A 23,113-nucleotide genomic window follows, 5' to 3' on the forward strand; every position below is an offset into this window, starting at 1 on the left:
GTGTCACTCGGCCAGCAGCAGGCGGCCCATCGCCGCGCTGGCGATGTCGCCCACCTGTTGCAGGAATTCGGTGCCCATGTCGTTCTGGTAGCGCAGCGCGTCGGGCGAGCCCAGCACCAGCAGGCCGAAGCACTCGCCGGCCGACTTGCCCAGGCGCAGCGGGATCATGGCCAGCGATTGCGCCGGCGTGGCGTCGCCCAGCCACTGGGCGGCCTCGAACTGGGCGTTCAGGCCGCAGTAGGGCTGGGACAGGCTGGCGGCAAAGGTCTTGACGTCCTCGCTGGCGCCCTGGGCCCAGGGCAGGTGGGCATAGGCCGGGGCCACGCCCCAGACCCGCACGGCCGCCTGCGGGATCAGGAACTCGTGCTTGAGCTCGGCCACCAGCACCTCGCCCAGCATCACCGCGCTGCGCGCCAGCATCACGGCGCAGGTCCAGCGGTGCATGCGCTCGGCGATCATCACGTTCTCCTGGCCCGCGCGGATCATCTCCATGATCTTGCGCTCCAGGCCCTTGATGCGCTCGCGCAGCATCTCCATCTGCCGCTCCTGCAGCGAGACGGCGCGCTGGCCGTGCGGGCTGGTGAGCTGGATGGTGGCCAGCAGTTCGGCCTGGCGCTCGAAGAAGCCGGGGTTGTTGGCCAGGTAGTTGGCGATGTCCTGTTCGGTGATGCCTTGCACCCCGTTCTCGTTGCTCGTCACAGCTCGATCTCTCCTTCAAAGACGGTCACCGCGGGACCGGTCATGCGGACCGAATGGCCTTCCCCGGCCCATTCGATGGTGAGTACGCCGCCGCGGGTGTGGACATCCACCGTGGCATCCAGCCAGCCCAGGCGGATGCCGGCCACCACCGCCGCACAGGCGCCGGTGCCACAGGCCAGGGTTTCGCCCGCGTCGCGTTCGAACACGCGCAGGGCCACCTCGGTGCGCGAACGCACCTGCAGGAAGCCGGCGTTGACCTTGCGCGGGAAACGCGGGTGGGCCTCGATCTTGGGGCCCCAGTCGGCCACCGGCGCGGTGGTCACGTCGTCCACCCGCAGCACGGCGTGCGGGTTGCCCATGGACACCAGCGCCACTTCAACCATGACACCGGCCTGCGCACCGCCGCCCAGGTCCAGCGGCCACAGCGGCATGCCGTTCACCTCGCGCGGCACCAGCCCGGTGGGGTCAAAGGGCAGATCGGCCGGAGCGAAGCGGGGCTGGTTCATGTCCACTGTCACCCGGCCGTCGGGCTGCAGGCTCAGCGTCAGCAGGTTGTTGACCGTCTCCACGCGGATGGCGGTCTTGTCGCTCAGCCCGTGGTCGTGCACATAGCGCACGAAGCAGCGCGAGCCGTTGCCACACTGCTCCACCTCGTCGCCGGTGGCACCGTTGAAGATGCGGTAGCGGAAATCCACACCCGGGGCCTGCGCGGCCTCGACGACCAGGATCTGATCGGCGCCCACGCCGAAGCGCCGGTCGCCCAGGAACTGCAGCTGTTCCCGGCTGAGCGCCAGCGGCGCGCGGGTGGCATCCAGCACGACGAAGTCGTTGCCGGCGCCGTGCATCTTGGTGAAGTGCAAACGCATGGTGCGGATTATCCGTTGTCAGCCCGACGGATTTAAGTTCACGCCAGGCACGGTCGCCTTTGCGGGGAAGAGGGCGTCATAACGACGACCCCGCAACCCCGCAGGAGTCCCCCGATGCTCAGCCTGAACACCAACGCCGCAGCACTGTCCACCCAGACCGCCCTGGCCAACAGCCAGAAGGCCCTGACCGCCTCCATGACCCGCCTGGGCACCGGCTACCGCGTCAACTCCGCCATGGACGACGCCGCCGGCCTGCAGATCGCCACCCGTCTGAATTCCCAGACCCGTGGCATGGCCGTCGCCCAGAAGAACACCCAGAACGGCATCTCCCTGATGCAGACCGCCGAAGGTGCTTTCAGCGAGGTGACCGACATCCTGCAGCGCATGAAGGACCTGGCCACCGAAGGCGCCAACGGCACCTCGTCGACCGACGACAAGACCGCCATGCAGTCGGAATACGACGCGCTGGGCCGCGAGCTGAAGAACATCATGGACAACACGTCCTTCGGCGGCCAGAAGCTGTTCGCGACCGGCACCAACGCCGCGGCCGTGACCGGCGGCACCAGCACGCTGGGCAAGACCGGTGGCATCACGTTCCAGATTGGCGCCAGCGCCAGCGAAACGATGACCACCGACGTGTCGGCCGCCGTCTCCGGGCTGACGAACGACGGCGGCACCCTGGGCTTGGCCAGCGCCACCTACAAGACCACGGCCACCGCCGCCACGACCGGCGCGGAGATCGGCTCGGCCGGCACCATCACGCTGCTGGAAAACGCGCTCAAGGATGTGGGCACGGTGCGCTCGGCGCTGGGCGCGGCCTCCAACCGCCTGGACCACGTCTACAACAACCTCGGCAACATGAGCACCAACACCGCCGCCGCCAAGGGTCGCATCATGGACGTGGACTACGCCACCGAGACTTCCAACATGACCGCCAAGCAAATGCTCCTGCAGGCCGGCACCTCGATGCTCAAGCAATCGAGCTCCATGTCGCAGATGGTCCTCTCGCTGATGCAATAAGCCTGCGCGCCCCTCCCTGCACAGGCCACCTTCGGGTGGCCTTTTCTTTGGTCCGCCGTTTAAGCCAGCTCGCCCGCCGGTCGCTTAGTACAGCTGAGGGCGTCGTGATGAGGCCCCATCCACCCCACCAGGAGTTTTGCCATGCTCAGCCTGAACACCAACGCCGCAGCACTGTCCACCCAGACCGCCCTGGCCAACAGCCAGAAGGCCCTGACCGCCTCCATGACCCGCCTGGGCACCGGCTACCGCGTCAACTCCGCCATGGACGACGCCGCCGGCCTGCAGATCGCCACCCGCCTGAACTCCCAGACCCGTGGCATGGCCGTCGCCCAGAAGAACACCCAGAACGGCATCTCGATGATGCAGACCGCTGAAGGCGCCTTCAGCGAAGTGACCGACATGCTGCAGCGCATGAAGGACCTGGCCACCGAAGCGGCCAACGGCACCTCGTCCTCCGACGACAAGACGGCCATGCAGTCCGAATACGACGCGCTGGGCCAAGAGCTCTACAACATCATGAACAACACCACCTTCGGCGGCTCCAAGCTGCTGGCCGGTGGCACGTTGGGCAGCGGCGCGGTGACCTTCCAGATCGGCGCCAGCGCCTCGGAGACGATGTCGGTCGACGCCTCGACCTCGATGACCACGCTGGGCACCGACCTGCTGGCCGCCACGGCCAATTACGCGGCGGCCGGTTCGACCGGTACCGAGCTGACCGCCACGGCCAATGCCACCATCACCAAGCTGGAAACGGCGCTGAAGGATGTGGGCACGGTGCGCTCGGCCCTGGGCGCCGCCTCCAACCGCCTCGACCACGTCTACAACAACCTCGGCAACATGAGCACCAACACCGCCGCCGCCAAGGGCCGCATCATGGACGTCGACTACGCCACCGAGACCTCCAACATGACCGCCAAGCAGATGCTGCTGCAAGCCGGCACCTCGATGCTCAAGCAATCGAGCTCCATGTCGCAGATGGTCCTGTCGCTGATGCAGTAAACCCGCGACATCGCGCGCCCGCGCGCCACGCCGCCAGGCCACCCTCGGGTGGCCTTTTTCATGCCCGTCACTTAAGCCCCGGCGGCAGCCGGTCGCCTAGTGAATGAGAGGGCGTCACGACGAGGCCCCACCACCCCACCAGGAGTCTTTGCCATGCTCAGCCTGAACACCAACGCCGCAGCACTGTCCACCCAGACCGCCCTGGCCAACAGCCAGAAGGCCCTGACCGCCTCCATGACCCGCCTGGGCACCGGCTACCGCGTCAACTCCGCCATGGACGACGCCGCCGGCCTGCAGATCGCCACCCGTCTGAATTCCCAGACCCGTGGCATGGCCGTCGCCCAGAAGAACACCCAGAACGGCATCTCGATGATGCAGACCGCCGAAGGCGCCTTCAGCGAGGTGACCGACATCCTGCAGCGCATGAAGGACCTGGCCACCGAAGGCGCCAACGGCACCTCGTCGACCGACGACAAGACCGCCATGCAGGCCGAGTACGATGCGCTGGGCCAGGAGCTGTACAACATCACCGCCAACACCTCCTTTGGCGGCTCCAAGCTGCTGGATGCCGCCTCGGGTTCGCTGGCCGCCACCACCGGCGTGACCTTCCAGATCGGCGCCAGCGCCAGTGAGACCATGAAGGTGGACGTCTCGGCCAGCCTGAAGACCGGCGGCACGCTGGACGCCGCCCTCAAGGCGGTGAGCACCAACAACTACAAGGCCTCGGGCTGGACGAGCGGCACCGAAATCGGCGCCTCGGCCACCATCACCCTGGTGGAGACGGCGCTGAAGGAAGTGGGCACGGTGCGCTCGGCCCTGGGCGCGGCTTCCAACCGCCTGGACCACGTCTACAACAACCTCGGCAACATGAGCACCAACACCGCCGCCGCCAAGGGCCGCATCATGGACGTCGACTACGCCACCGAAACCTCCAACATGACCGCCAAGCAGATGCTGCTGCAGGCCGGCACCTCGATGCTCAAGCAATCGAGCTCCATGTCCCAGATGGTCCTGTCGCTGATGCAGTAAACCCACCGTACGCAGCCGGGCGGCCCCGATGGCGCTGGAGCGCGTTGCCCCCGTCAGCCTGCCGCGCCCCGTGCTGGGCGCCGGCGGCTGGCCCCCCCCGGCCTGGCGTGCTGGCGATCTGGTGCTGCTGCGCCTGGTCGGGCTGCAGGACGGCGTGGCCCTGCTGCAAGGCGCCGGGGGCCACGTCTGGCGCTTGCCCGCCACGGATGCGCCGCTGGCCCACCTGCCCCTGGGCACCGCCCTGAGCTGGACCGTGGTCAGCACCCGTCCTCAGCTGGCACTGCAGCTGCAGGCCACCCCGCCCCCCGTCGCGGACCCACCTCCTGCACCAGGGAACGCGGACGCCCCCATCGACCGGTCCGCCCCCCCTGTGCCGGCGGCGCTGGCCGACCTCCGCCCCGACGCGGAGATCCTGCGACTGATCCACCCCCTGAGTGGCGAAGCCACGCGCCTGGCCTTCCAGTGGCGCCACCAGGTGCTGACAGGCTCGCGCGGCGGCGAGCGGCGCGAGCGCTGGCGCCAGCGCGCCGCCGACGGCGCGCTGCCCTGGGGCCTGCTGGCGACCTGGCTGGCCCGCGAAAACGAAGACGACGCGGACCCCGACGCCCCGCCGGGCGGACAGAAGCCGCTGCACTTTGAGCTGCGGCTGGGCGCGCTGCGCCTGGGGCTGCTGCTGGTGGAGCCGGCGGCCGCGCCACCGCAGCCATCCCCCCGCACGCACCTGCTGGCCCTGCGGCTGATGCTCAGCCCGCCGGGTTGGGGCCCGGTGGTGCTGCAGATCGAGCTGGGCGCCACGGGGCCGGGTGCAGAACCAGGCCTGCATCTGCGCGTGGCGGCCGCCGAACCCGAGGCGCTGACGCGGCTGCAGCAGCAGCTGCCGCGACTGGCCGGCCCGATCACCCGACTGGGCCTGAGCCTGGAAGGCGGTCAGCTGGAACGGCTGCGACCGGGCATGGCCCTGTGGACACCGCCAGCCGGCCGCGTGCAACCCGCCCGGCTGCCGCCGCTGCTGTTCCGCGTGGCGACCGAGCTGTGCCTGGCACTCTGGGCCGACGAAACGCCGGCCGCGGGCCCGCCAGCCTCAGCCCAGTGAGCCGACGATGCTGACCTCGCGCTGCTCGGGCACCTCGTTGTAGGACAGCACGTTCAGGCCCGGCGCGAACAGCCGGGCATAGCGCGCCAGCAGCGGCCGGATCTGCGGCATCACCAGCAGCACCGGCGCGGCCGCCTGCTGCTTCATCTGCTCACGCACCGTGGGCATGTTCAGCTGCAGTTGCGACAGCAGCTGAGGATCGACCGGGAAGTTGTCCAGCGCCACCTTCTGATTGCCCTGGCGGGCCTGGTTGAGCGCCCCCAGCAGCAGGCTCTCCAACTCGCCGCTGAGGTTGAAGGCCTTGAGCTCGGCCGCCGGCCCGCACAGGCCGTTGACGATCTGGCGGCGCAGCGTGCAACGCACCTCGGCCGCCAGCATCAGCGGGTCCTTGGTGGCCTCGGCGTTCTCCAGCAGGGTGGTGGCCACCGGCACGATGTCGCGCAGCGACACGCCCTCGGTCAACAGCGCGCGGAAGACCTTCAGCAGCTGGCTGTGGTTGAGGGCCTTCTCCAGTGCCGCGGCCAGCTTGGGGGCCAGCGTGCCCAGGCGCTCCAGCAGCGCGGCCACGTCGTCGTGGCGCAGCAGCTCGGGCAGCTGCTCGCGCACCAGCTTCGAGAGGTGGGTGGCGATCACGCTGGACACATCCACCACCTGGTAGCCCAGGCCCAGCGCATGGGCCTTGTCCTGCGGGCTGATCCACACCACCGGCATGCGGTAGGCGGGGTCCACGGCGGGCAGGCCGTCCAGCTCGCCGTAGGTCTGCGGCGAGGGGATGGCCATCAGGCGGTCCGGATGGACCTCGCCACCGGCCAGCGGCGTGCCGTTGAGCAGCACGCTGTACTGGGTGGGCTTGAGACCCAGGTCGTCGCGCACGCCGATGGCCGGCAGCAACAGGCCCATCTGCTCGCTGAGCGTCTGGCGCAGGCCCTTGACCCGCTGCGTCAGCGGTGCGCCATGGGCCTGGTCGATCAGGCTCACCAGCCGGTAACCCACCGTCAGCGTCAGCGGCTCGACGACCGGCAGGCTGCGCCAGTCCAGCTCGGGCGGGCGCTCCACCACCAGGGCGCCCTGCAGGGCCTGGTCGGGCTCGGCCACCGGGCGGGGTTCGCGCTGATGCATGCGCCAACCGGCAAAGGCCAGCAGCGCGGCAAAGGCCAGGAAGGTCAGGCGCGGCATGCCGGGGATGCTGGCCAGCAGCGCCATCATGCCGGCGGCGCTGAACAACACGGCCGGGTTGGCCAGCAACTGTTCGCCCACCTGCTGCTCGAAGTCGCCCGAATCGCTGATGCGGGTGACGATGATGGCCGCGGCCGAGGACAGCAACAGCGCCGGGATCTGGGCCACCAGGCCGTCGCCAATGGTCAGCAGCGCGTACTGGCGGAAGGCATCGGCAAAGCTGAGGTCGTGCATCAGCGCGCCGATGGCCACGCCGCCCAGCATGTTGATCAGCAGGATCAGGATGCCGGCGACGGCGTCGCCCCGCACGAACTTGGAGGCGCCGTCCATCGCACCGTAGAAGTCGGCCTCCATGCCCACCTCCCGGCGGCGGGCCTGGGCCTTTTCCTGGTTGATGAGGCCGGCGTTCAGGTCCGCGTCGATGGCCATCTGCTTGCCGGGCAGCGCATCCAGCGTGAAGCGGGCCGACACCTCCGAGATGCGCTCCGCGCCCTTGGTGACCACCACGAAGTTGATGATCATCAGGATGACGAAGACCACCAGGCCGACGACGAAGTTGCCGCCGATCACCACGTTCCCGAAGGCCTCGATCACATGGCCCGCCGCCTGCGTGCCCTCGTGGCCGTGCAGCAGCACCACCCGGGTGGAAGCCACGTTGAGCGTCAGCCGCATCAGCGTGGTGGCCAGGATGATGGTCGGGAAGACGGAGAAGTCCAGCGGCCGCTTGGCGCTCACGCTGACCAGCACCACCACCATCGCCAGCACGATGTTGAACGTGAACAACACATCCAGCAGCACCGGGGGCAGCGGCAGGATGATCATGGCCAGCACGGCCATCAGGAACAGCGGCGTGGCCACCTTCTGGCGGCGGACTTCGGCAAGGAATCGGCTCAGCGCGTTCATGGCGTGATCTCGGAAAGATGGGCCGGCACCGGGATGTCGGTGGGCAGGACGGGCGCGGCGCCGCGCCGCCCCTGGTGGAAGGCCTGGAGCGCCAGCACGTGGTGCAGCACCAGGGCCACCGCCTTGTAGAGCGCGGCGGGGATCTGCTGCTGGACCTGGCTGGTGCGGTAGATGGCGCGCGCCAGCGGCGGGATCTCCAGCACCTCGACGCGGTGCTCACGCGCCAGCTGGCGGATGTAGAGGGCCATCTCGTCGATGCCTTTGGCCACCACGTAGGGTGCCTGGGCACGCTTCTCGTCGTACTTCAGCGCGACGGCGTAATGCTCGGGGTTGACGATGACCACATCCGCCGTGGGCACCGTCTTGCGCGCGCCCCGGCGGGCCAGCGCCATCTGCAGCTGGCGGATGCGCTGGCGCACCTCAGGCCGACCCTCGTTGTTCTTGTGCTCTTCCTTGAGCTCCTGCTTGCTCATGCGCTGCTGGCGCATGAACATCAGCCGCTGCAGCGGCAGGTCGGCCAGGGCGAACAGCACGAAGACCAGGGCCATCGAGAGAATGCCGTCCATCATCACGCCGGCGCCAGTGGCGATGGCCTGCCCCAGCGTGAGCGACTGCAGGTGCAACGATTCGGTCACCGAGGAGCGCACCACGTGCCAGAGCACGGCCAGCAGCACGCCGACCTTGAACAGCGACAGGCCGAACTCGCTGAGGTGCTTGCCGGAGAAGAGCCGCCCCAGGTTGGACAAGGGATTGAAGCGCTCCAGCTTGGGCTGCAGGTTCTCGAAACTGAAGATCCAGCCGCCCGGCCACAGCGAACCCGCGACGATGGCCAGCGGGATGACCGCCAGCGGGGCCACCATCTTGACCAGCAGCAGCATCACGGCCGGGAAGACCAGCGAACCCAGGTTGAGCAGGCCCGCCGGCCCATCCATCGGCGACAGGATGAGGCGGAACAGGGCCTCGAAGTCAGCCAGCCACAGCGGCATCAGCAGCAGGGTCAGCTTGAGGCCGACCATCAGCCCGATGGCGGTGGCCACGTCGCGCGAGCGCACGACCTGGCCCTGCTCGCGCACCTTGCGCAGCTTCTGCTGCGAGGCCTGTTCGGTCTTGTCGCCGGCCTCATCCGCCATGCGGGGCCTCCTTGGCCTGCATCAGCCCCTGCTGCAGCAGGTCCAGCGTGTGCTGGGTGGCCTGCAGGTAGTGCGTGGGCAGGGCCGGGATCAGGGCCCACAGCATCAGCACGCCGAACAGGGTGACGACCGAGAAGCCCAGCGAGAACAGGTTCATCGTCGGGGCCACCCGGTTCAGGAAGCCGAAGCCGATCTGCACCACCAGCGTGGAGAACACCAGCGGCAGGGCCAGCAGCATGGCCGCCGAGAAGACCCAGCCCACCTGCAGGGCCAGGGTCTGCAGCGACAGGCTGCCCCAGCCCGCGCCCACCGGCCAGGCCTTGAAGCTCGCGCCCAGCACGCCCGTCACCACCAGGTGCCCGTCCACCGCGAAGAACACCAGGGTGCAGAGGATGAAGACCAGGTTGGACACCGCGTCCGACGCGCTGCCGTTGAGCGGGTCGTTCATCACCGCCATGGCCAGCCCCATCTGCGAGGAGGCCAGGTAGCCCAGCACCTGGAAGGCGGCCAGGGCCAGTTGCAGCGCCAGGCCGATGGCCAGGCCGATCACCGCCTGCTCCACCGTGGCCGCCAGGCCCTGCAGCGAGAAAGGGTCCACCGGCACGGCGCCCTGGGCGGCCACCGGCATCAGGATCACACCCAGCACCAGTGACAGCAGGATGCGCACGGTCACCGGCACCATCGCCTCGCCCAGCACCGGCGCCATGCTCAGCACCGCCAGGCTGCGGCAGAACGGCCACCACAGGGCCGTGAGCAGCGCGGGCAGCTGGAGCAGCAGGGGTTCCATGGGGCGCCCGGCTCAGCCCACCAGGGCGGCGGCGCGGTGGAAGATGCTGACGCAGTAGTCCATCAGCGTGACCACCATCCAGCGCCCCGCCAGGCCCACCACCAGCAGGGTGACCAGCAGGCGCGGCAGAAAGCTCAGGGTCTGCTCGTTGATCTGGGTGGCGGCCTGGAACAGGCTGACCACCAAGCCCACCACCAGACCGGGCAGCACCAGCACGGTCACCAGCAGCATCACCAGCTTCAGACATTCGGCCACCAGGTCGGCGGCGATCTCGGGGGTCAGCATGGGCGGCCTTCCTCGGTCGGCATCAGACGGGGTGCACGCTGCTGACCAGGGTCTGGACGGTCAACGTCCAGCCGTCCACCAGCACGAACAGCAGCAGCTTGAGCGGCAGCGAGATGACCAGCGGCGAGAGCATCATCATCCCCATCGCCATGAGTACCGAGGACACCACCAGGTCGATGACCAGGAAGGGGATGAACAGCAGGCAGCCGATCTGGAAGGCGGTCTTGAGCTCGCTGAGCACGAAGGCCGCCAGCTTGACGGTGAAGGCGTGGTCTTCAGGCTTGGCCACCTTTGCGTCGCCGGCCAGGCCTGCCACCTGCTGCAGCGCAGCCTTGCTGGTCTGGGCCAGCATGAAGCGCGAGAGCGGCTGCGCAGCGCGCTCGAGCGCCACCTCCATGCTGATCTGATTTTGGTCGTAGGGCTTGAAGGCCTGGCTCCAGATCTGGTCGCCCACCGGCCGCATGACCAGCATCGTGAGGATCAGCGCCACGCCGGTGACGATGCGGTTGGGCAGGCCCTGCTGCAGGCCCAGGGCCTGGCGCAGCAGAGACAGGACGATCACGAAGCGGGTGAAGCTGGTCATCATCAGCACCAGCGCGGGCAGCAGCCCGAGCAGGGTCATCAGGACCAGGATCTGCGACTTGACGGTCAGCCCGCCGGACGGGCCGGCCCCGCCCAGGTCGGGCAGCTTCAACTCGTCGGCCTGGGCCGCGGCCGCGCCGGCCAGCAGGGCCAGCATCAGCAGGGGACGCACCCAGGCCCGCAGGCCCGGCGATGGCCGCAGGGCGCTCATCCCTGCAGGCGGTCCAGGTCCAGGCCGCTGAACTCGACGACCTTCAGGCCGTAGTTGTCCCCGGAAACCACCACCTCGGCCCGGCCCACCGGCGTGCCGTTGGCCTTGATGACCAGCGGCTCGCCGGCCAGCGCGTCCAGCTCCACCACCGAGGCCTCGCTCAGCTCGGCCAGGTCCTGCAGGCTGACGCGCGCGCTGCCCACCTCCAGGGTCAGCGTGATGGGAATGCGGCGCATCATCTGGGACAGGTCGCGGCGCGGCTTGGCCGGCGACGCGGCGGCCTGCGCCACCTCGGGCATGTCCACGTCGATCAGGTCGGGACCATCGCCCAGCATCGGGTCCATCTCCAGCTTGTCGTTGGCATTCATCGGGTGGGTCACTCCGCGTCTTGAAAGGAAGTCAGGCACAGCTTGCCCTGGCGCTCCGCCACCGTGGCGGTGAAGAGCCGGGCGTCGTCGATCAGCACATCGGTGGCGCCCAGGCGCACCGGCAGCACCTCGCCGACCTGCAAGTCCAGCAGGCGGCCCAGCGGCATCTCCTGCTGCAGCAGGCGGGCGGTCAGGGTCAGGCCCAGGCGGTGGGGAAAGGGCCGGGCCGATTCGCGCGGCTCGCGGCCACGGCGCGGGCGCAGGGGTTCGAGCCAGCGGAACAGGCGCTCCATCCAGACCAGGTCGAGCACCATGGCCCCCTGCCCGCGCACGCCGGATTCGAGGTCCTCCAGCGCGAAGCTCAGCTGCCAGCCGCTGACCGGGGCCGGGCCGGCCCCCAGGCAGCTGGGCTGCTGCAGCGACTCCACCGAGGGGCTGCCCTCCAGCCCCTCCCGGCAGCGGGCCAGCAGCACGGCCAGCCACTGCGCGCCGAGCTGGCGCACCAGCCGCTCCTCGGTGCTGGTTTCGCCGACCTGGGCCGGGTCGCAGGCGGCGGGCAGCTGCTCGCGGCCCAGGCCGTAGCGGTAGCCCAGCACGCACAGGGCCGCGCTGCGGCTGAGCGTGAACTGCAGGGTCCCGTCGTCATCGGCGTAGGCCGCCCAACGCTCGGCCGAAGCCCGCACCGGGCCGAAGCTCAGCGCCTGCAGCGACAGGCCAGCATGGTGGCGCCGGTTGAAGGGCTGGATCCAGTGGCGCTCGAGATCGTCGTGCAGACGCCGGGCCACGTCGGCCAGGCGGTGGACCGGACGCCCCAGAAAGCGGGGATCGACCACCTGCACGGCAGTGGCACGCGCCGTCGAAGATGCATTGACCATGGAATGTGCAAAAAAGGATGAGGCCGCGTGATTTCGGCCTGAACAAATCCTAATGAAGCACCCCAGCGGGCAATCGCTTGCACAACAGCTGTTTTTCTGCCGTATTTCACGTTGCATTGCAGCATCGGTCTGTCGCAGCGCCGACATCGCGCTGGCAGCGGCCGCTGCGCGGATTTCCAGCGGGCATGCCCCGAAAACACACATCCCCGCGTCATAAAAGGTTCATCCGATTCTGTGAACCAGGTCACGGCGCCCGCTGTTGCACCGCAGCAATTCCGATTGCATTTCTTCACAAACCCTTCAGAATCGGACCCATTCTTGGCACACCCGCACGAAAGTCGGGGTCGCAAAGCTTCCGGTCTGTCGCCCTGGACACAGGGCCACGATAGCGGGGCCGCCGAACCGGTTGTCGCCGGGTTTTTCCGCCCGTTGACAGACTTGGACGTCCATCCAGGCCGCCTGGCAGGGACCGGTTTGTCGTCGCCGTCACGCCCGTGACGGCGCTTGCGTCCTGGGCGCTTCGCGCGGTGCTGCCGCCCTGTCATCGCCTCCCCGGAAGGACGCCTCCATGCTGCCGACGCCCACCCGCCCGCCCCATCGCCGCCGCCCCGGCCGCAGCACGGTCGCCCTGGCCCGCCGGCCATGGCCCGCGCCGGACGCCCCTCGACCGAATAACTCGAAGAAACAGGGCAAGGACAGCCTTTACTTTTCTTTGAACTTGCCGTTACCACAGCGAAGATAGTTTTCAGAACGAAAACAGGGCGACCCGCCCGCCTCGCTTGGGAAAATCCTTACACGTGTCATCCCTGACTGAATATCAGGGTAAGGATTCTCTTCGCTCGAATATCTTTAATCTTCGGGCCAAACAAACCCAGGCCGCGGGTCACCTGATTCAGTATTCATCCCAAACAATATTCAGGAAGTTCTGACGAACATGGACATGTCGGTTGCACTGCAGCGCGAGCTGACAGATATTCAGTCAAACCTGACGTCCATTCGGAGCAATCCGATGGACACCTTGTCGGCGTCGGACGCCAGCCAGGCGGCGGGACCGGCCGGCAGCGGTTTCCTGGCCGAGATGCAGGGGGTGGTGCGCGCGGTGGATGCCCAGGAGCAGACCGCTGCCCAGAAGGTCGAGTCCGTCGAAAGCGGCCGCTCCGATGACCTGGTCGGCGCCATGCTCTCCAGCCAGGAAGCCAGCCTGTCCTTCTCCATGCTCATGCAGGTGCGCAACAAGGTGATGGGCGGCCTGGACGAGCTGATGAAGCTCCCGCTGTGAGGCTGCGCACGCCATGAACACGCTGCGAAGCCTCACCCCGCTGCTGGGCCAGTGGCGCAACCGCCTGACCGGGCGCTCGCCCGCCCTGGCACCGCTGCTGCGCCACCTCGTGCCCCTGGTGCTGCTGGCCGCCGGCGTGACCGCGGTGGTGCTGATGCTGCTGTGGCGCGACGAATCCAGCTACAAGCCGGTGTTCGGCGAGCGCGAGCGCGTGGCCGTGGGCGACATGGTGGCGGTGCTGGATGCCGAGCATGTGCCCTACCGCCTGCACCCCGAGACCGGCCAGGTGCTGGTGCCTCAGGACAGGCTGGGCCAGGTGCGCATGATGCTGGCGGCCAAGGGCGTGACCGCCAAGCTGCCCGCCGGCATGGAGCTGATGGACAAGGACGACCCGCTGGGCGTGAGCCAGTTCGTGCAGGACATGCGCTTTCGCCGCGGCCTGGAAGGCGAGCTTTCGCAGAGCGTCATGACGCTGGACCCGGTGGCTTCGGCCCGGGTGCACCTGTCGATCGCCAAGTCCTCCTCCTTCGTGGTCAACGACGGCGAGAAGAGCTCGGCCTCGGTGGTACTGGCCCTCAAGCCCGGCCGCACGCTGGGTCGCGAGCAGATCGCCGCCATCATCAGCCTGGTCTCCGGCAGCCTGGCCAGTCTGGACCCGCAGCGCGTGAGCGTGGTGGACCAGGCCGGCAATCTGCTGTCGGCCCATGTGGACCTGAGCGATGGCTTCGAGGCCGGCCAGGGGGGCGAGGCCGCCGGCCACTACCAGGACGAGGTGCGGCGCAATGTGCAGGACCTGCTGGTCCCGGTGCTGGGCGCGGGCAACTACCGCTTGAGCGTCACCGCCGAGGTAGACAACGACAAGGTCAGCGAAACCCACGAGAAGTACGGCGAGACCCCCAAGGTGACGACCGAGGCCATGCGCCAGGAGACCGACCGCGACAGCCTGGCCGTGGGCGTGCCCGGCTCGCTGAGCAACCGGCCGGTGGCCGTGGCCGCCTCGGCGCCCGCGTCGGATGCGGCCACCGCCCGCAAGGAAGCCACCAGCCGCCAGTACGCCTACGACCGCAGCATCACCCAGATCCAGCGCAGCCGCGGCCGCCTGGCCCGCATGAACGTGGCCGTGGTGCTCAACACCGCCGTGGCCCCGGGCGGCAGCAAGACGGGCTGGAGCCCGGCCGACCTGGCCAACATCGACAAGATCCTGCGCAGCGGCCTGGGCATCGACGCCCAGCGCGGCGACAAGCTCACCGTCTCGGCGCTGGCCTTCCCCGCCGTGGCCACCCCCCTGCCCTGGTGGCAGGAACGCGACACGCTGCTGGACGGCGTGAACTGGGCCAGCTGGGCGGTGGGCGGCCTGCTGCTGTTCTTCCTGGTGCTGCGCCCACTGACACGCGCCGCCCAGCAGCGCCTGCTGCCCGCGACCACACCGGGGCTGACGCCGCTGACCGAGCTGGAGCGCAACGCGTCCCCGTCCCACGGACCCGCCGCCGCCCTGCCTGGCCGGGTCGGTGAGGCCGCGCCCGCGCTGCCCGGCGCGGCCCCCGGCGCCGAGATGCCCGTGGTGCCCCTGCTCGAGAACTACGACCTGCCGCCCGCCGGCTCCCCGGTGGACGTGCTGGTCGATCACCTGAAGACGCTGGCCGGCAAGGAGCCGGAACGCGTGGCCGAAGTCGTCAAGCAATGGATGCAAAAGCATGCCCAGCCCGAATGAACCCCAGGACACCGGTGCGCCCCTGACCATGGGCGGCACCATGACACCGGTCGAGCAAGCCGCCATCGTGATGCTGAGCATCGGCGAGGAGCCTGCCGCCGCGGTGCTGCGCTGCCTGAGCCGCGAGGAGCTGCTGGAGCTCACCCAGGTCATGTCGCGCATGAGCGGCATCAAGGTGGATTCGGTGAAGACCGCGCTGCAGTGCTTCTTCGACGACTACCGGCAGCAGAGCGGCCTTCACGGCGCCTCGCGCTCCTACCTCAAGCGCTCGCTGGACCTGGCGCTGGGCTCGGAGATCGCCAACAGCGTGCTCAACAACATCTACGGCGACGCCATCCGTCCCAAGATGGCGCGCCTGCAATGGGCCACGCCCAAGTGGCTGGCCGAACGCATCGCCCGCGAGCATGTGCGCATGCAAGCGGTGTTCCTGAGCTTCCTGCCCTCGGCCCTGGCCGGTCAGGTGATCGAGGCCCTGCCCGCCGAGAGCCGGGACCGCGTGCTGATCAACGTCGCCCGCCTGAGCGAGATCGACCACGAGCTGCTGCACGAACTGGAAGAACTGGTGGACCGCTGCCTGGAGGCCATGGGCAGCCAGAGCGCCACGGTGGAAGGCATCCGCCAGGCCGCCGAGATCCTCAACCGCCTGCCGGGCGACCGCGCCCGCATGGTGGAGCTGCTGCGCGCCCACGACCCCGCCGTGGTGGCCGAGATCGAGGTCAGCATGTACGACTTCTTCATCCTCAGTCGCCAGACCGAGGCCACGCTGCAGCGCCTGATCGAGGTCGTGCCACTGGAGCAGTGGGCCATCGCGCTCAAGGGCGCCGAGCCCGCCATCCGCGACGCCGTGCTGCAGACCATGCCGCGCCGCCAGGCGCAGGGCTTCGAGGACATGATGCGCCGCAGCGGCCCGGTGCCGATGAGCCGCGTCAAGCAGGCCCGCGAAGAGATCATGGCCCAGGTCAAGGCCCTGGCCGAGGCCGGCGAGGTCGATGTGCAGCTCTTTGCCGAAGCAGTGGTCGAGTGATGCTCAAGCACGCCCGCCCCTACCGCTTCCCGCCGCTGGCCCAGGTCCTCGCGCAGGCCCAGCCCGGTTCGGCCCCGGGCCTGGGGGATGTGCAGGCCGCGCTGACCCAGGGCTTCCAGGAAGGCCTGGACAAGGGCTACCAGGAAGGCCTGGCCAGCGGCCGGGCCGACGGCCAGGCCCACGGGCTGCAGGAGGGGTTGGCCCAGGGTCGCCAGCAGGCGCTGGACCAGGCCCGGGCCGAGGCCCGCGCCCGCTGGGCCGCGCTGGCCACGCCGGTGGACGCGCTGATGCAGGCGCTGCGCCAGCAGCGTGCCGAGGAACACGCGGCGCTGCGCCAGGACGTGGTGGACCTGGTGGCCAAGGTGGCGCGCCAGGTCATCCGCTGCGAGTTGACGCTCCAGCCCGTGCAACTGCTCAGTCTGGTCGAAGAAACCCTGACCGCCCTGCCGCCCACCCGCGACGACGAGGTCGAGGTCTTCCTGAACCCGGAGGAACTCGAGCGCATCCGCGAACTGGACCCCACCCGGGCCGCGCGCTGGCAGCTGCGGGCCGACCCGGCGCTGGAAGCGGGCGAATGCCGCGTGCAGGCCGCCGGCCGCGAGGCCGACGCCGGCTGCCGCCAGCGCCTGGGGGCCTGCATGGCGCAGGTGCAGGCCCAGCTGGGCCCGGACGATGACGCCCCGCTGGAGGCCGCCGCATGATCGGCGCCGCGCTGCGCCGGGTGGACCTCGACCCCGTGCCCGTCGCCACACTGACCGGCCGCCTGGTTGGGGCCTCCGGCCTGCTGCTGGAAAGCACCGGCTGCCCTTTCCACACCGGCCAGCGTTGCCGCATCGAAGCGGCCGACGGCCGCTGGATCGACGCGCAGGCGGTGGGCTTCCGCAACGAGGTCTCCTACCTGATGGCGCTCAAGCAGACCGATGGCCTGGCCACCGGCGCACGGGTGCTGCCGGCGACAGACAACAGCACGCTGCGCATCGGGCCATCCTGGCTGGGCCGCATCGTCAACGGCCTGGGCGAGCCGATCGATGGCCTGGGCCGGCTCGATGGCGAGCAGGTTCTGCAGACCCGCCCTCCCAAGGTCAACCCGCTGAAGAAGACCCCGGTGCGTGAACGCCTGGACGTGGGCGTGCGCGCCATCAACGGCCTGCTCACGCTGGGCCGCGGCCAGCGCGTGGGCCTGATGGCCGGCTCCGGCGTCGGCAAGAGCGTGCTGCTGGGCCTGATCACCCGCCAGACCGTGGCCGACGTGGTCGTGGTCGGCCTGATTGGCGAGCGCGGCCGCGAGGTGCGTGAGTTCATCGACCTGTCACTGGGCACCGCCGGCCTGGCCCGCTCGGTCGTGGTTTGCGCGCCGGCCGACGAATCGCCCCTGATGCGCCTGCGTGCCACCGAGCTGTGCCATGCCATCGCCGCCCATTACCGCGACCAGGGCCTGCACGTGCTGCTGCTGGTCGACTCGCTGACCCGCTACGCCATGGCGCGGCGCGAGGTGGCGCTGGCCCTGGGCGAGCCGCCGGCCACCCGCGGCTACCCGCCCTCGGTCTTCGGCCTGCTGCCGCAGCTGGTGGAAAGCGCCGGCAACGGCGAACACCCCGAGGGCAGCATGAGCGCGATCTACACCGTGCTGGCCGAGGGCGACGACCAACAGGACCCGGTGGTGGACACCGCGCGCGCCATCCTGGACGGCCACATCGTGCTGACCCGGGAGCTGGCCGAACGCGGCCACTACCCGGCCATCGACATCGCCCAGTCGATCAGCCGCTGCGCCGGCCTGGTGAGCCCCAGGCCGCAGCTGGAGGCCGCCCGCGCCTTCAAGGAACTGGCCGCCCGCCACGCCCAGGTGCGCGAGCTGCTGCCGCTGGGCGCCTATGTGGCCGGCGCCGACCCCGCGACCGACCGCGCAGTGCAGCTGTACCCGCGCATGGAGGCCTTCCTGAAACAAGGCACGACCGAAGCCGCCCCGATGGACGAGGTCGAACGCCAACTGCTGGAGCTGATGGCATGACCCGCGAAGAACGACAGCTCAGGCAGCTGGGCACCCTGGTGGACCTGCGCGAGCGCGAGCGCGCCCGGCTGGAAGCCGCGCTGGCCGACCAGCGGGCCACCGAGCAGCGCTACCGCCGCAACCTGGAGCGGCTGCAGCAGCTGGCCCGCAGCGCGGGAGCGACAGCGCGCTCGCCGGCTCTGTCGCCCTCGCTGCTGCTCAACGCCGGCCACTACCGCGAGGCCGTGCTGGACCTGGCCGAACGGCATCGCGAGGACCTGGCCCGGCACGAGACCCAGCTGGCCCAGACCCAGCAGGCCCTGGTGGGCGCCACCCTGCGCCACCGGGCGCTGGACCAGGTGCACGACCGGCAACAGCAGCGCGTGGGCCAGGCCCAGGCCCAGCAGGCCCAGAAGCAGCAGGATGAGCTGGCCACCCAGGTCTGGTGGCGTGGCCGGGCGGCCGCGGGATGAGGCCCGCCGCCATGACGCTTCAGTTCCGCGCCCGCACGGTCGCCTATTGACGGTGTCACCCCCGTCAACCGAACCAGGAATCCACACCATGGGAACCAGCACCATCGATCCCGCCAGCATGGCCCAGCAGCTGGCCTCGGCCTATGTGTCGGGCACGCAGACCCTGCTGAGCAGCCAGTCGACCCAGGCCCAGAGCACGTCGACGGCCTTGACCAAGCTGCAGTCGGCCCTGAGCGCCTTCAACAGCGCCCTGGGCAGCCTGACCACCAAGAAGTCGGTGCTCAGCTACACCGCCAGCCTGAGCAGCAGCGGCTACGCCACCGCCACCGCGTCGGCGACGGCCACGCCGGGCAACACCAGTGTGTTCGTCGAGCAGGTCGCCACGGCCAACCAGGTGGCCTTTGAAGACCTGCCGGCCGTGCCGGTGGCGCTGGGCGGCCCGCTGGTGGTGCAGCTGGCCGATGGCAGCAACTTCAACGTCAACCTGGCCGGGGCCGACCAGGATGGCGACGGCACGCTGTCGCAGACCGAGATCGCCCGCGCGATCAACCAGGCCTCCGGCAACGGCGGTCTGGTCAGCGCCATGGTGGTCACCTCGGGCAGCCAGACCAACCTGGTGCTCAGCGCCAGCAAGACCGGTGCGGGCAGCGCCATCACGCTGGACACCAGCGGCCTGCCGGCCAGCACGCTCAAGACCGCGCTGAGCACCGGCGGCAAGCAGCTCGCGGCGGCGCAGGACGCCGTGATGTGGCTGGGGGCCCAGGGCACCGGCGTCAAGGTGCAGCAGGCCTCCAACACCTTCACCGCCATCGCCGGCGTGAGCCTGACGGTGACCCAGGCCCAGGCCACCGGCAGCACGCCGATGACGCTGAGCGTGGCCAGCGATCAGAGCGGCACCGCCGGCAACATCCAGAAGTTCATCGACGCCTACAACGCGCTGGACACGGCCCTGGACGGTCTGACGGCCATCAGCACCAGCAGCAGCGGCAGCACCACGACCACCTCGGCCGGCGCCTTCGCCAACGACTCCAGCGTGCGCAGCCTGCGCAGCAGCCTGTCCAACATCCTGCGTCAGCAGGTGGGCGGCCTGCGCCTGATGGACTACGGCATCAACGCCAGCCGCGACGGCCAGCTCTCGCTGGACCAGACCCAGCTGCAGAAGACGCTGGCCAGCAGCCCCGACGGCCTGGACGCCATCCTGGGCAGCGCCAGCACCACCGCGCCCACGGGCGTGATGGGCAGCTTCTCGACGCTGATCAAGCAGTGGACCAACAGCACCAACGGCCTGATCAAGAGCCGGCAGGACGCCGTTCAGCGTCAGCAGACCAACATCAGCGCGCGCCAGACCAAGCTGGAAGGCCAATACAACCTGATGTACCAGCGCTACCTCACCCAGTTCACCCAGCTGCAGACGCTGCAGTCGAGCATGAGTGACAACAGCAGCCTGCTCAGCAGCCTGGGCTGAGCGCCTCCCCGACCTCCCACCCCGAGAGACGACCTTGTACCAAGACGCCTACCAGAGCTATCAGACGGTCAACCTGGGCGCGCAGACCGCCCAGGCCTCACCGGTTCAGCTGGTGCTGATCCTGATGGACGGCCTGCTCGAAGAGCTGGCCCGCGCACGCGCCCACATCGAAGCCCGGCGCTACGAACTCAAGGCCCGCAGCCTGGACAAGTGCATTGCCATCCTCAACGGCCTGTCCAGCGCGCTGGACACCGACCAGGGTGGGGAGGTCGTGGACAACCTGGGGCGGCTGTACGACTTCTGCGCCGACCGGCTCTGCCGCGCCGGCATCGTGCTGGAGCCTGCCATGGTCGACGAAGTGACGCAGGTGCTGGGCACGCTGCGCCAGGGCTGGCAGGAAGTGCAGGCCCGCCATGGCTAGGCAGGACCGGTTGCAACAACTGCAAGCCGAGCTGGCCCGCGGGCTGGCCCTGGCGCACGCGCATCAGGACTGGCGCGTCTTGATCCAGGCCGATGCGGCGCTGGCGCGCGAACTGCCCGCCCTCGCCCGCAGTGGCCCCTGGAGCCAGGCCGAGCGCGCGCCGTGGAACCGTCTGTGCGAGACCCACGCCCGGGCCCGCGCGGCCTGCGAAGACGCGATGAACACGCTGCACGAGCGGCTGCAAACCCTGGCTGAACGCCGCGAAGGCTGGCTGGCCTATGCCATGGCCGACCTCGAGGACCCGCTGGAGACCCAACCATGAATGTCGCATCCGCCGCCGCCCCATCTGGCAGCCGGGCCACCCCCGACGCGGCCACACTCGGCCTGCCGGCCGACACGCCCCCCGCTTCCCCAACCGAGGCCGGCGCCCCCGAAGCCCCGGCGGCCGGCTTCCAGCAGGCCTTGCAGCAGGCCCAGGACCGTGCCAAGGCCCCGGCCGACGCGTCCACATCCCCCGAAAGCCTGGACTTCGCCCGTTGGCTGAACGCCCCCATGGCCTCGCCCGGCGAGGCCGCGGCAGGGCCGGATGCCTGCGCGGCGACCTCGTCCCCGGCCACGGCCCCGGACGAAGCCCCGGCCCAGGCGCCCGCCCAGGACAGCCCCGCCTTGCGGCTGGACTGGACCCAACTGCCTGCGGCAGTGGTCGCCGCGCTGGCGGATCCAGCCACGCTCCGCGCCGCCGGCAGCAACGCGGGGCCCGTCACGGTGGCCTCGTCCCGCGGCAGCGCCGTGCCGCCCGCACTGCCCGGCAACAGCCCGCGGCCGGTGGCCCGCACCGAGACCCCGCAGGCCCTTGTGCAGCAGCTCACGGACACCGCGGCCAGCACCACGCCGCCCGCGGGATCGCCCGCGCCGGCCACGCCCGCCGCGGCATCCGCACCGGCCCTGGTCACCGACGCCGATGCCGACAGCGCCACGGCCAGTGTCCCCGCGCCGGCCCCGGGCAGCGCCCCTGCCCCGCTGCTGCAGGCCGATGCCGCCCCGGCCGCCAGCGGCCTGACCGCCCCCGACGTGCCGGGCCACCCGCTGCGCGCCCACAGCCCGCAGGCCCTGCGCGAGGCCCTGGGCGAGCGCCTGTCCTGGCAGGTGGACCAGCGCAGCGAACAGGCCACGATCCGCCTGAGCCCGGAGCGCCTGGGCCACATCGACATCCAGATCCGCCACGAGGCGGGCGGGCTCCAGGTCCAACTCGCCGCCAGCCACGGCGAAGTGGTGCGCCAGCTGCAGCAGGTCAGCGAGGGCCTGCGTCAGGACCTGGGCCTGCGCCATGGCGGTGACATCAGCGTCCAGGTGGCCGAGCGGCGCGAAGGGGCCAGCCTGGGTGAAGGCGGGGGCCGGCAGCAGCAGGGCCGCTCCTCCGAAGAACAACAGCCGGGGCGCGCCCTGGCCGAGACCGATGCCGACGACAGCACCCGCTTCGCCCTGGCCTGAGTCCCACTCCACCCTCACTCCTCCGCACATGCCATGAGCAAGCTACAGAAACTCTTGATCGGCGGCGCACTCGCACTGCTGCTGGTGGGCGGAGCCGGTGCCGCCGCGTGGTGGAAGTTCAAGCGGCCTGCCGCGCAGGACCACCCGGCCGAGACCGCAGAAGCCGCCGTCGACCCGATCGAATACAAGTACATCACGTTGGACAAGGTCATCGTCATGCTGCGCAATGGCGAGGGCGAGACCGGCAGCCACTACCTGGCCGTCGACCTGGTCTTCAAGACCCCGCCCAGGACCGAGAAGCTCACCAAGGAACACCTGCCGCTGCTGCGCAGCGTGGCCGTGCGCTCGCTGTCCAACCAGACCCGGGCTCAGGCCACCACGATGACCGTGGACCAACTGGCCGAGCGGTTGAACCAGGCCTATGCGGCGTCCTACCAGGCCGAGCACCACGAGATGCCCTTCGCCGAGGCGATGATCGGCAAGCTCATCGTGGAATGAGCATGGACCTGCACGCCGGCTACAGCGAGATGGCGGCCTATGGGGTGGTCGCCGGGTCGGTGCCGTCCGAGGCCGCCGACCGCCGCAGCGAGCAGCAGCGGCTGCTCGAGCACGCACCGCTGGTCAAGCGGGTGGTGCGCCAGCTGCACGCCCAGGCCAGCGCCGTGCTGGACCGCGAGGACATGGCACAGATCGGCCTGATGGGGTTGCTGGAGGCGCTGCGCCGCTACGGGCCGCCCGACGAACGCTTCCCGGCCTTTGCCACGCTGCGCATCCGCGGCGCGATCCTGGACGAATTGCGGCGTCAAGACTGGCGACCGCGCGGCGTGCGCCAGGACAGCCACCGCCTGCGCGATGGCGTGCGCGAGCTGACCCGTCGACTCGGCCGCGTGCCGACCGAGGGCGAGGTGCTGCAGGCGCTGAAGCTCTCACCGCAGGCCTACCAGGATCTGCTGGCGGCAGAGAACGCCGAGCAGATGGACAGCTTCGACGAGATGGTCGGCGAGCTCTCGCAGCGCCCGGCCGACCAGTGTTCGCCCGAGGACCGGCTGGTGCTGCGCCGCAGCCTGGAGCAGGCCCTGGGCTGCCTCAATGAACGCGAGCAGCAGGTGATCCAGCTGTACTACGAGTACGAGCTGAGCCTGAAGGAAATTGCCGCGGTGCTGGCGCTCACCGAAGCCCGCATCTGCCAGATCAACAAGGGGGCGCTGCAGAAGATGAAGCTGCGCCTGGCCGCCTGAC

General features: G+C 69.8%; 25 protein-coding genes and 1 riboswitch. Of the genes, 16 read left to right on the forward strand and 9 right to left on the reverse strand.

The window, feature by feature from the left end; all coding sequences use genetic code 11:
• Positions 1–3: 3 nt before the first annotated feature.
• Positions 4–699, reverse strand: coding sequence for a DUF484 family protein (locus M0L44_RS10030; protein ID WP_252769584.1), 696 nt, complete (start codon positions 697–699; stop codon positions 4–6).
• Complete coding sequence (gene dapF, locus M0L44_RS10035; RefSeq protein ID WP_252769585.1) at positions 696–1,565, reverse strand: diaminopimelate epimerase; 870 nt, start codon at positions 1,563–1,565, stop codon at positions 696–698. Before dapF ends, M0L44_RS10030 begins: the two co-directional genes overlap by 4 nt.
• 114 nt (positions 1,566–1,679) lie before the next feature.
• Between dapF and M0L44_RS10040 the strand changes: the two genes are divergently transcribed.
• The 4 genes from M0L44_RS10040 (at position 1,680) to M0L44_RS10055 (ending at position 5,706) form a co-directional block, all read left to right on the forward strand.
• Entirely contained in the window at positions 1,680–2,585 is a 906-nt protein-coding gene (locus tag M0L44_RS10040; protein WP_252769586.1) for a flagellin N-terminal helical domain-containing protein, read from the forward strand.
• Between the two features lie 141 nt (positions 2,586–2,726).
• Positions 2,727–3,584, forward strand: coding sequence for a flagellin N-terminal helical domain-containing protein (locus M0L44_RS10045; protein ID WP_252769587.1), 858 nt, complete (start codon positions 2,727–2,729; stop codon positions 3,582–3,584).
• A 153-nt stretch (positions 3,585–3,737) separates the two neighbouring features.
• Positions 3,738–4,613 carry a flagellin N-terminal helical domain-containing protein gene (locus M0L44_RS10050; protein WP_252769588.1) on the forward strand — a complete coding sequence of 292 codons (876 nt, stop codon included), beginning with the start codon at positions 3,738–3,740 and terminating at the stop codon, positions 4,611–4,613.
• A 28-nt stretch (positions 4,614–4,641) separates the two neighbouring features.
• Entirely contained in the window at positions 4,642–5,706 is a 1,065-nt protein-coding gene (locus M0L44_RS10055) for a flagellar hook-length control protein FliK (RefSeq protein ID WP_252769589.1), read from the forward strand.
• Here the strand turns inward: M0L44_RS10055 and M0L44_RS10060 are convergent.
• The 7 genes from M0L44_RS10060 to M0L44_RS10090 are packed head-to-tail and all read right to left on the reverse strand — an operon-like array spanning position 5,695 to position 12,023.
• Positions 5,695–7,785 carry a flagellar biosynthesis protein FlhA gene (locus M0L44_RS10060; RefSeq protein WP_252769590.1) on the reverse strand — a complete coding sequence of 697 codons (2,091 nt, stop codon included), beginning with the start codon at positions 7,783–7,785 and terminating at the stop codon, positions 5,695–5,697. The genes M0L44_RS10055 and M0L44_RS10060 overlap by 12 nt on opposite strands.
• Positions 7,782–8,915 carry a flagellar type III secretion system protein FlhB gene (gene flhB / locus M0L44_RS10065; RefSeq protein ID WP_252769591.1) on the reverse strand — a complete coding sequence of 378 codons (1,134 nt, stop codon included), beginning with the start codon at positions 8,913–8,915 and terminating at the stop codon, positions 7,782–7,784. Before flhB ends, M0L44_RS10060 begins: the two co-directional genes overlap by 4 nt.
• Complete coding sequence (gene fliR / locus M0L44_RS10070) at positions 8,905–9,702, reverse strand: flagellar biosynthetic protein FliR (RefSeq protein ID WP_252769592.1); 798 nt, start codon at positions 9,700–9,702, stop codon at positions 8,905–8,907. Before fliR ends, flhB begins: the two co-directional genes overlap by 11 nt.
• Positions 9,703–9,714: 12 nt before the next feature.
• On the reverse strand, positions 9,715–9,987 hold the full coding sequence (gene fliQ, locus M0L44_RS10075) for a flagellar biosynthesis protein FliQ (protein WP_290429048.1): 273 nt from the start codon (positions 9,985–9,987) through the stop codon (positions 9,715–9,717).
• A gap of 22 nt (positions 9,988–10,009) precedes the next feature.
• Positions 10,010–10,780: a flagellar type III secretion system pore protein FliP gene (gene fliP, locus M0L44_RS10080; protein WP_252769593.1), complete on the reverse strand. Its 771-nt coding sequence runs from the start codon at positions 10,778–10,780 to the stop codon at positions 10,010–10,012.
• Complete coding sequence (locus tag M0L44_RS10085) at positions 10,777–11,148, reverse strand: FliM/FliN family flagellar motor switch protein (RefSeq protein ID WP_252769594.1); 372 nt, start codon at positions 11,146–11,148, stop codon at positions 10,777–10,779. Before M0L44_RS10085 ends, fliP begins: the two co-directional genes overlap by 4 nt.
• 8 nt (positions 11,149–11,156) lie before the next feature.
• Complete coding sequence (locus M0L44_RS10090) at positions 11,157–12,023, reverse strand: FliM/FliN family flagellar motor switch protein (protein ID WP_252769595.1); 867 nt, start codon at positions 12,021–12,023, stop codon at positions 11,157–11,159.
• A 310-nt stretch (positions 12,024–12,333) separates the two neighbouring features.
• A riboswitch (cyclic di-GMP riboswitch) is annotated at positions 12,334–12,425 on the forward strand.
• Positions 12,426–13,032: 607 nt separating this feature from the next.
• Here M0L44_RS10090 and fliE point away from each other — a divergent pair.
• From fliE to M0L44_RS10150, 12 genes are all read left to right on the forward strand, one after another.
• Complete coding sequence (gene fliE / locus M0L44_RS10095) at positions 13,033–13,302, forward strand: flagellar hook-basal body complex protein FliE (RefSeq protein WP_252769596.1); 270 nt, start codon at positions 13,033–13,035, stop codon at positions 13,300–13,302.
• Between the two features lie 13 nt (positions 13,303–13,315).
• Positions 13,316–15,013 carry a flagellar basal-body MS-ring/collar protein FliF gene (fliF, locus tag M0L44_RS10100; RefSeq protein ID WP_252769597.1) on the forward strand — a complete coding sequence of 566 codons (1,698 nt, stop codon included), beginning with the start codon at positions 13,316–13,318 and terminating at the stop codon, positions 15,011–15,013.
• Positions 14,997–16,037, forward strand: coding sequence for a flagellar motor switch protein FliG (locus tag M0L44_RS10105; protein ID WP_435526404.1), 1,041 nt, complete (start codon positions 14,997–14,999; stop codon positions 16,035–16,037). Before fliF ends, M0L44_RS10105 begins: the two co-directional genes overlap by 17 nt.
• A complete protein-coding gene (fliH, locus tag M0L44_RS10110) occupies positions 16,037–16,738 on the forward strand; it encodes a flagellar assembly protein FliH (RefSeq protein WP_252769598.1) in 702 nt (233 codons plus the stop codon). The genes M0L44_RS10105 and fliH overlap by 1 nt, the downstream gene beginning before the upstream one ends.
• Complete coding sequence (fliI, locus tag M0L44_RS10115) at positions 16,735–18,045, forward strand: flagellar protein export ATPase FliI (RefSeq protein ID WP_252769599.1); 1,311 nt, start codon at positions 16,735–16,737, stop codon at positions 18,043–18,045. The genes fliH and fliI overlap by 4 nt, the downstream gene beginning before the upstream one ends.
• Positions 18,042–18,497: a flagellar FliJ family protein gene (locus tag M0L44_RS10120; RefSeq protein ID WP_252769600.1), complete on the forward strand. Its 456-nt coding sequence runs from the start codon at positions 18,042–18,044 to the stop codon at positions 18,495–18,497. Before fliI ends, M0L44_RS10120 begins: the two co-directional genes overlap by 4 nt.
• An 88-nt stretch (positions 18,498–18,585) precedes the next feature.
• Positions 18,586–19,962, forward strand: a complete 1,377-nt coding sequence (gene fliD, locus M0L44_RS10125) for a flagellar filament capping protein FliD (protein ID WP_252769601.1) — start codon at positions 18,586–18,588, stop codon at positions 19,960–19,962.
• Between the two features lie 34 nt (positions 19,963–19,996).
• Positions 19,997–20,383 (forward strand): flagellar export chaperone FliS, encoded by a 387-nt coding sequence (fliS, locus tag M0L44_RS10130; RefSeq protein ID WP_252769602.1) that lies wholly within the window; start codon positions 19,997–19,999, stop codon positions 20,381–20,383.
• A gap of 10 nt (positions 20,384–20,393) precedes the next feature.
• The gene (locus tag M0L44_RS10135) at positions 20,394–20,705 is read left to right on the forward strand and encodes a hypothetical protein (RefSeq protein WP_252769603.1); all 312 of its coding nucleotides are present in this window, start codon (positions 20,394–20,396) and stop codon (positions 20,703–20,705) included.
• Positions 20,702–21,874, forward strand: coding sequence for a flagellar hook-length control protein FliK (locus M0L44_RS10140; protein ID WP_252769604.1), 1,173 nt, complete (start codon positions 20,702–20,704; stop codon positions 21,872–21,874). The genes M0L44_RS10135 and M0L44_RS10140 overlap by 4 nt, the downstream gene beginning before the upstream one ends.
• 33 nt (positions 21,875–21,907) lie before the next feature.
• Positions 21,908–22,372 (forward strand): flagellar basal body-associated FliL family protein, encoded by a 465-nt coding sequence (locus M0L44_RS10145; RefSeq protein WP_252769605.1) that lies wholly within the window; start codon positions 21,908–21,910, stop codon positions 22,370–22,372.
• Positions 22,373–22,374: 2 nt separating this feature from the next.
• Positions 22,375–23,112, forward strand: coding sequence for a FliA/WhiG family RNA polymerase sigma factor (locus tag M0L44_RS10150; protein ID WP_435526405.1), 738 nt, complete (start codon positions 22,375–22,377; stop codon positions 23,110–23,112).
• Position 23,113: the final 1 nt, after the last annotated feature.

Source organism: Ideonella oryzae (assembly GCF_024055665.1).
GTDB lineage: Bacteria > Pseudomonadota > Gammaproteobacteria > Burkholderiales > Burkholderiaceae_C > Ideonella > Ideonella oryzae.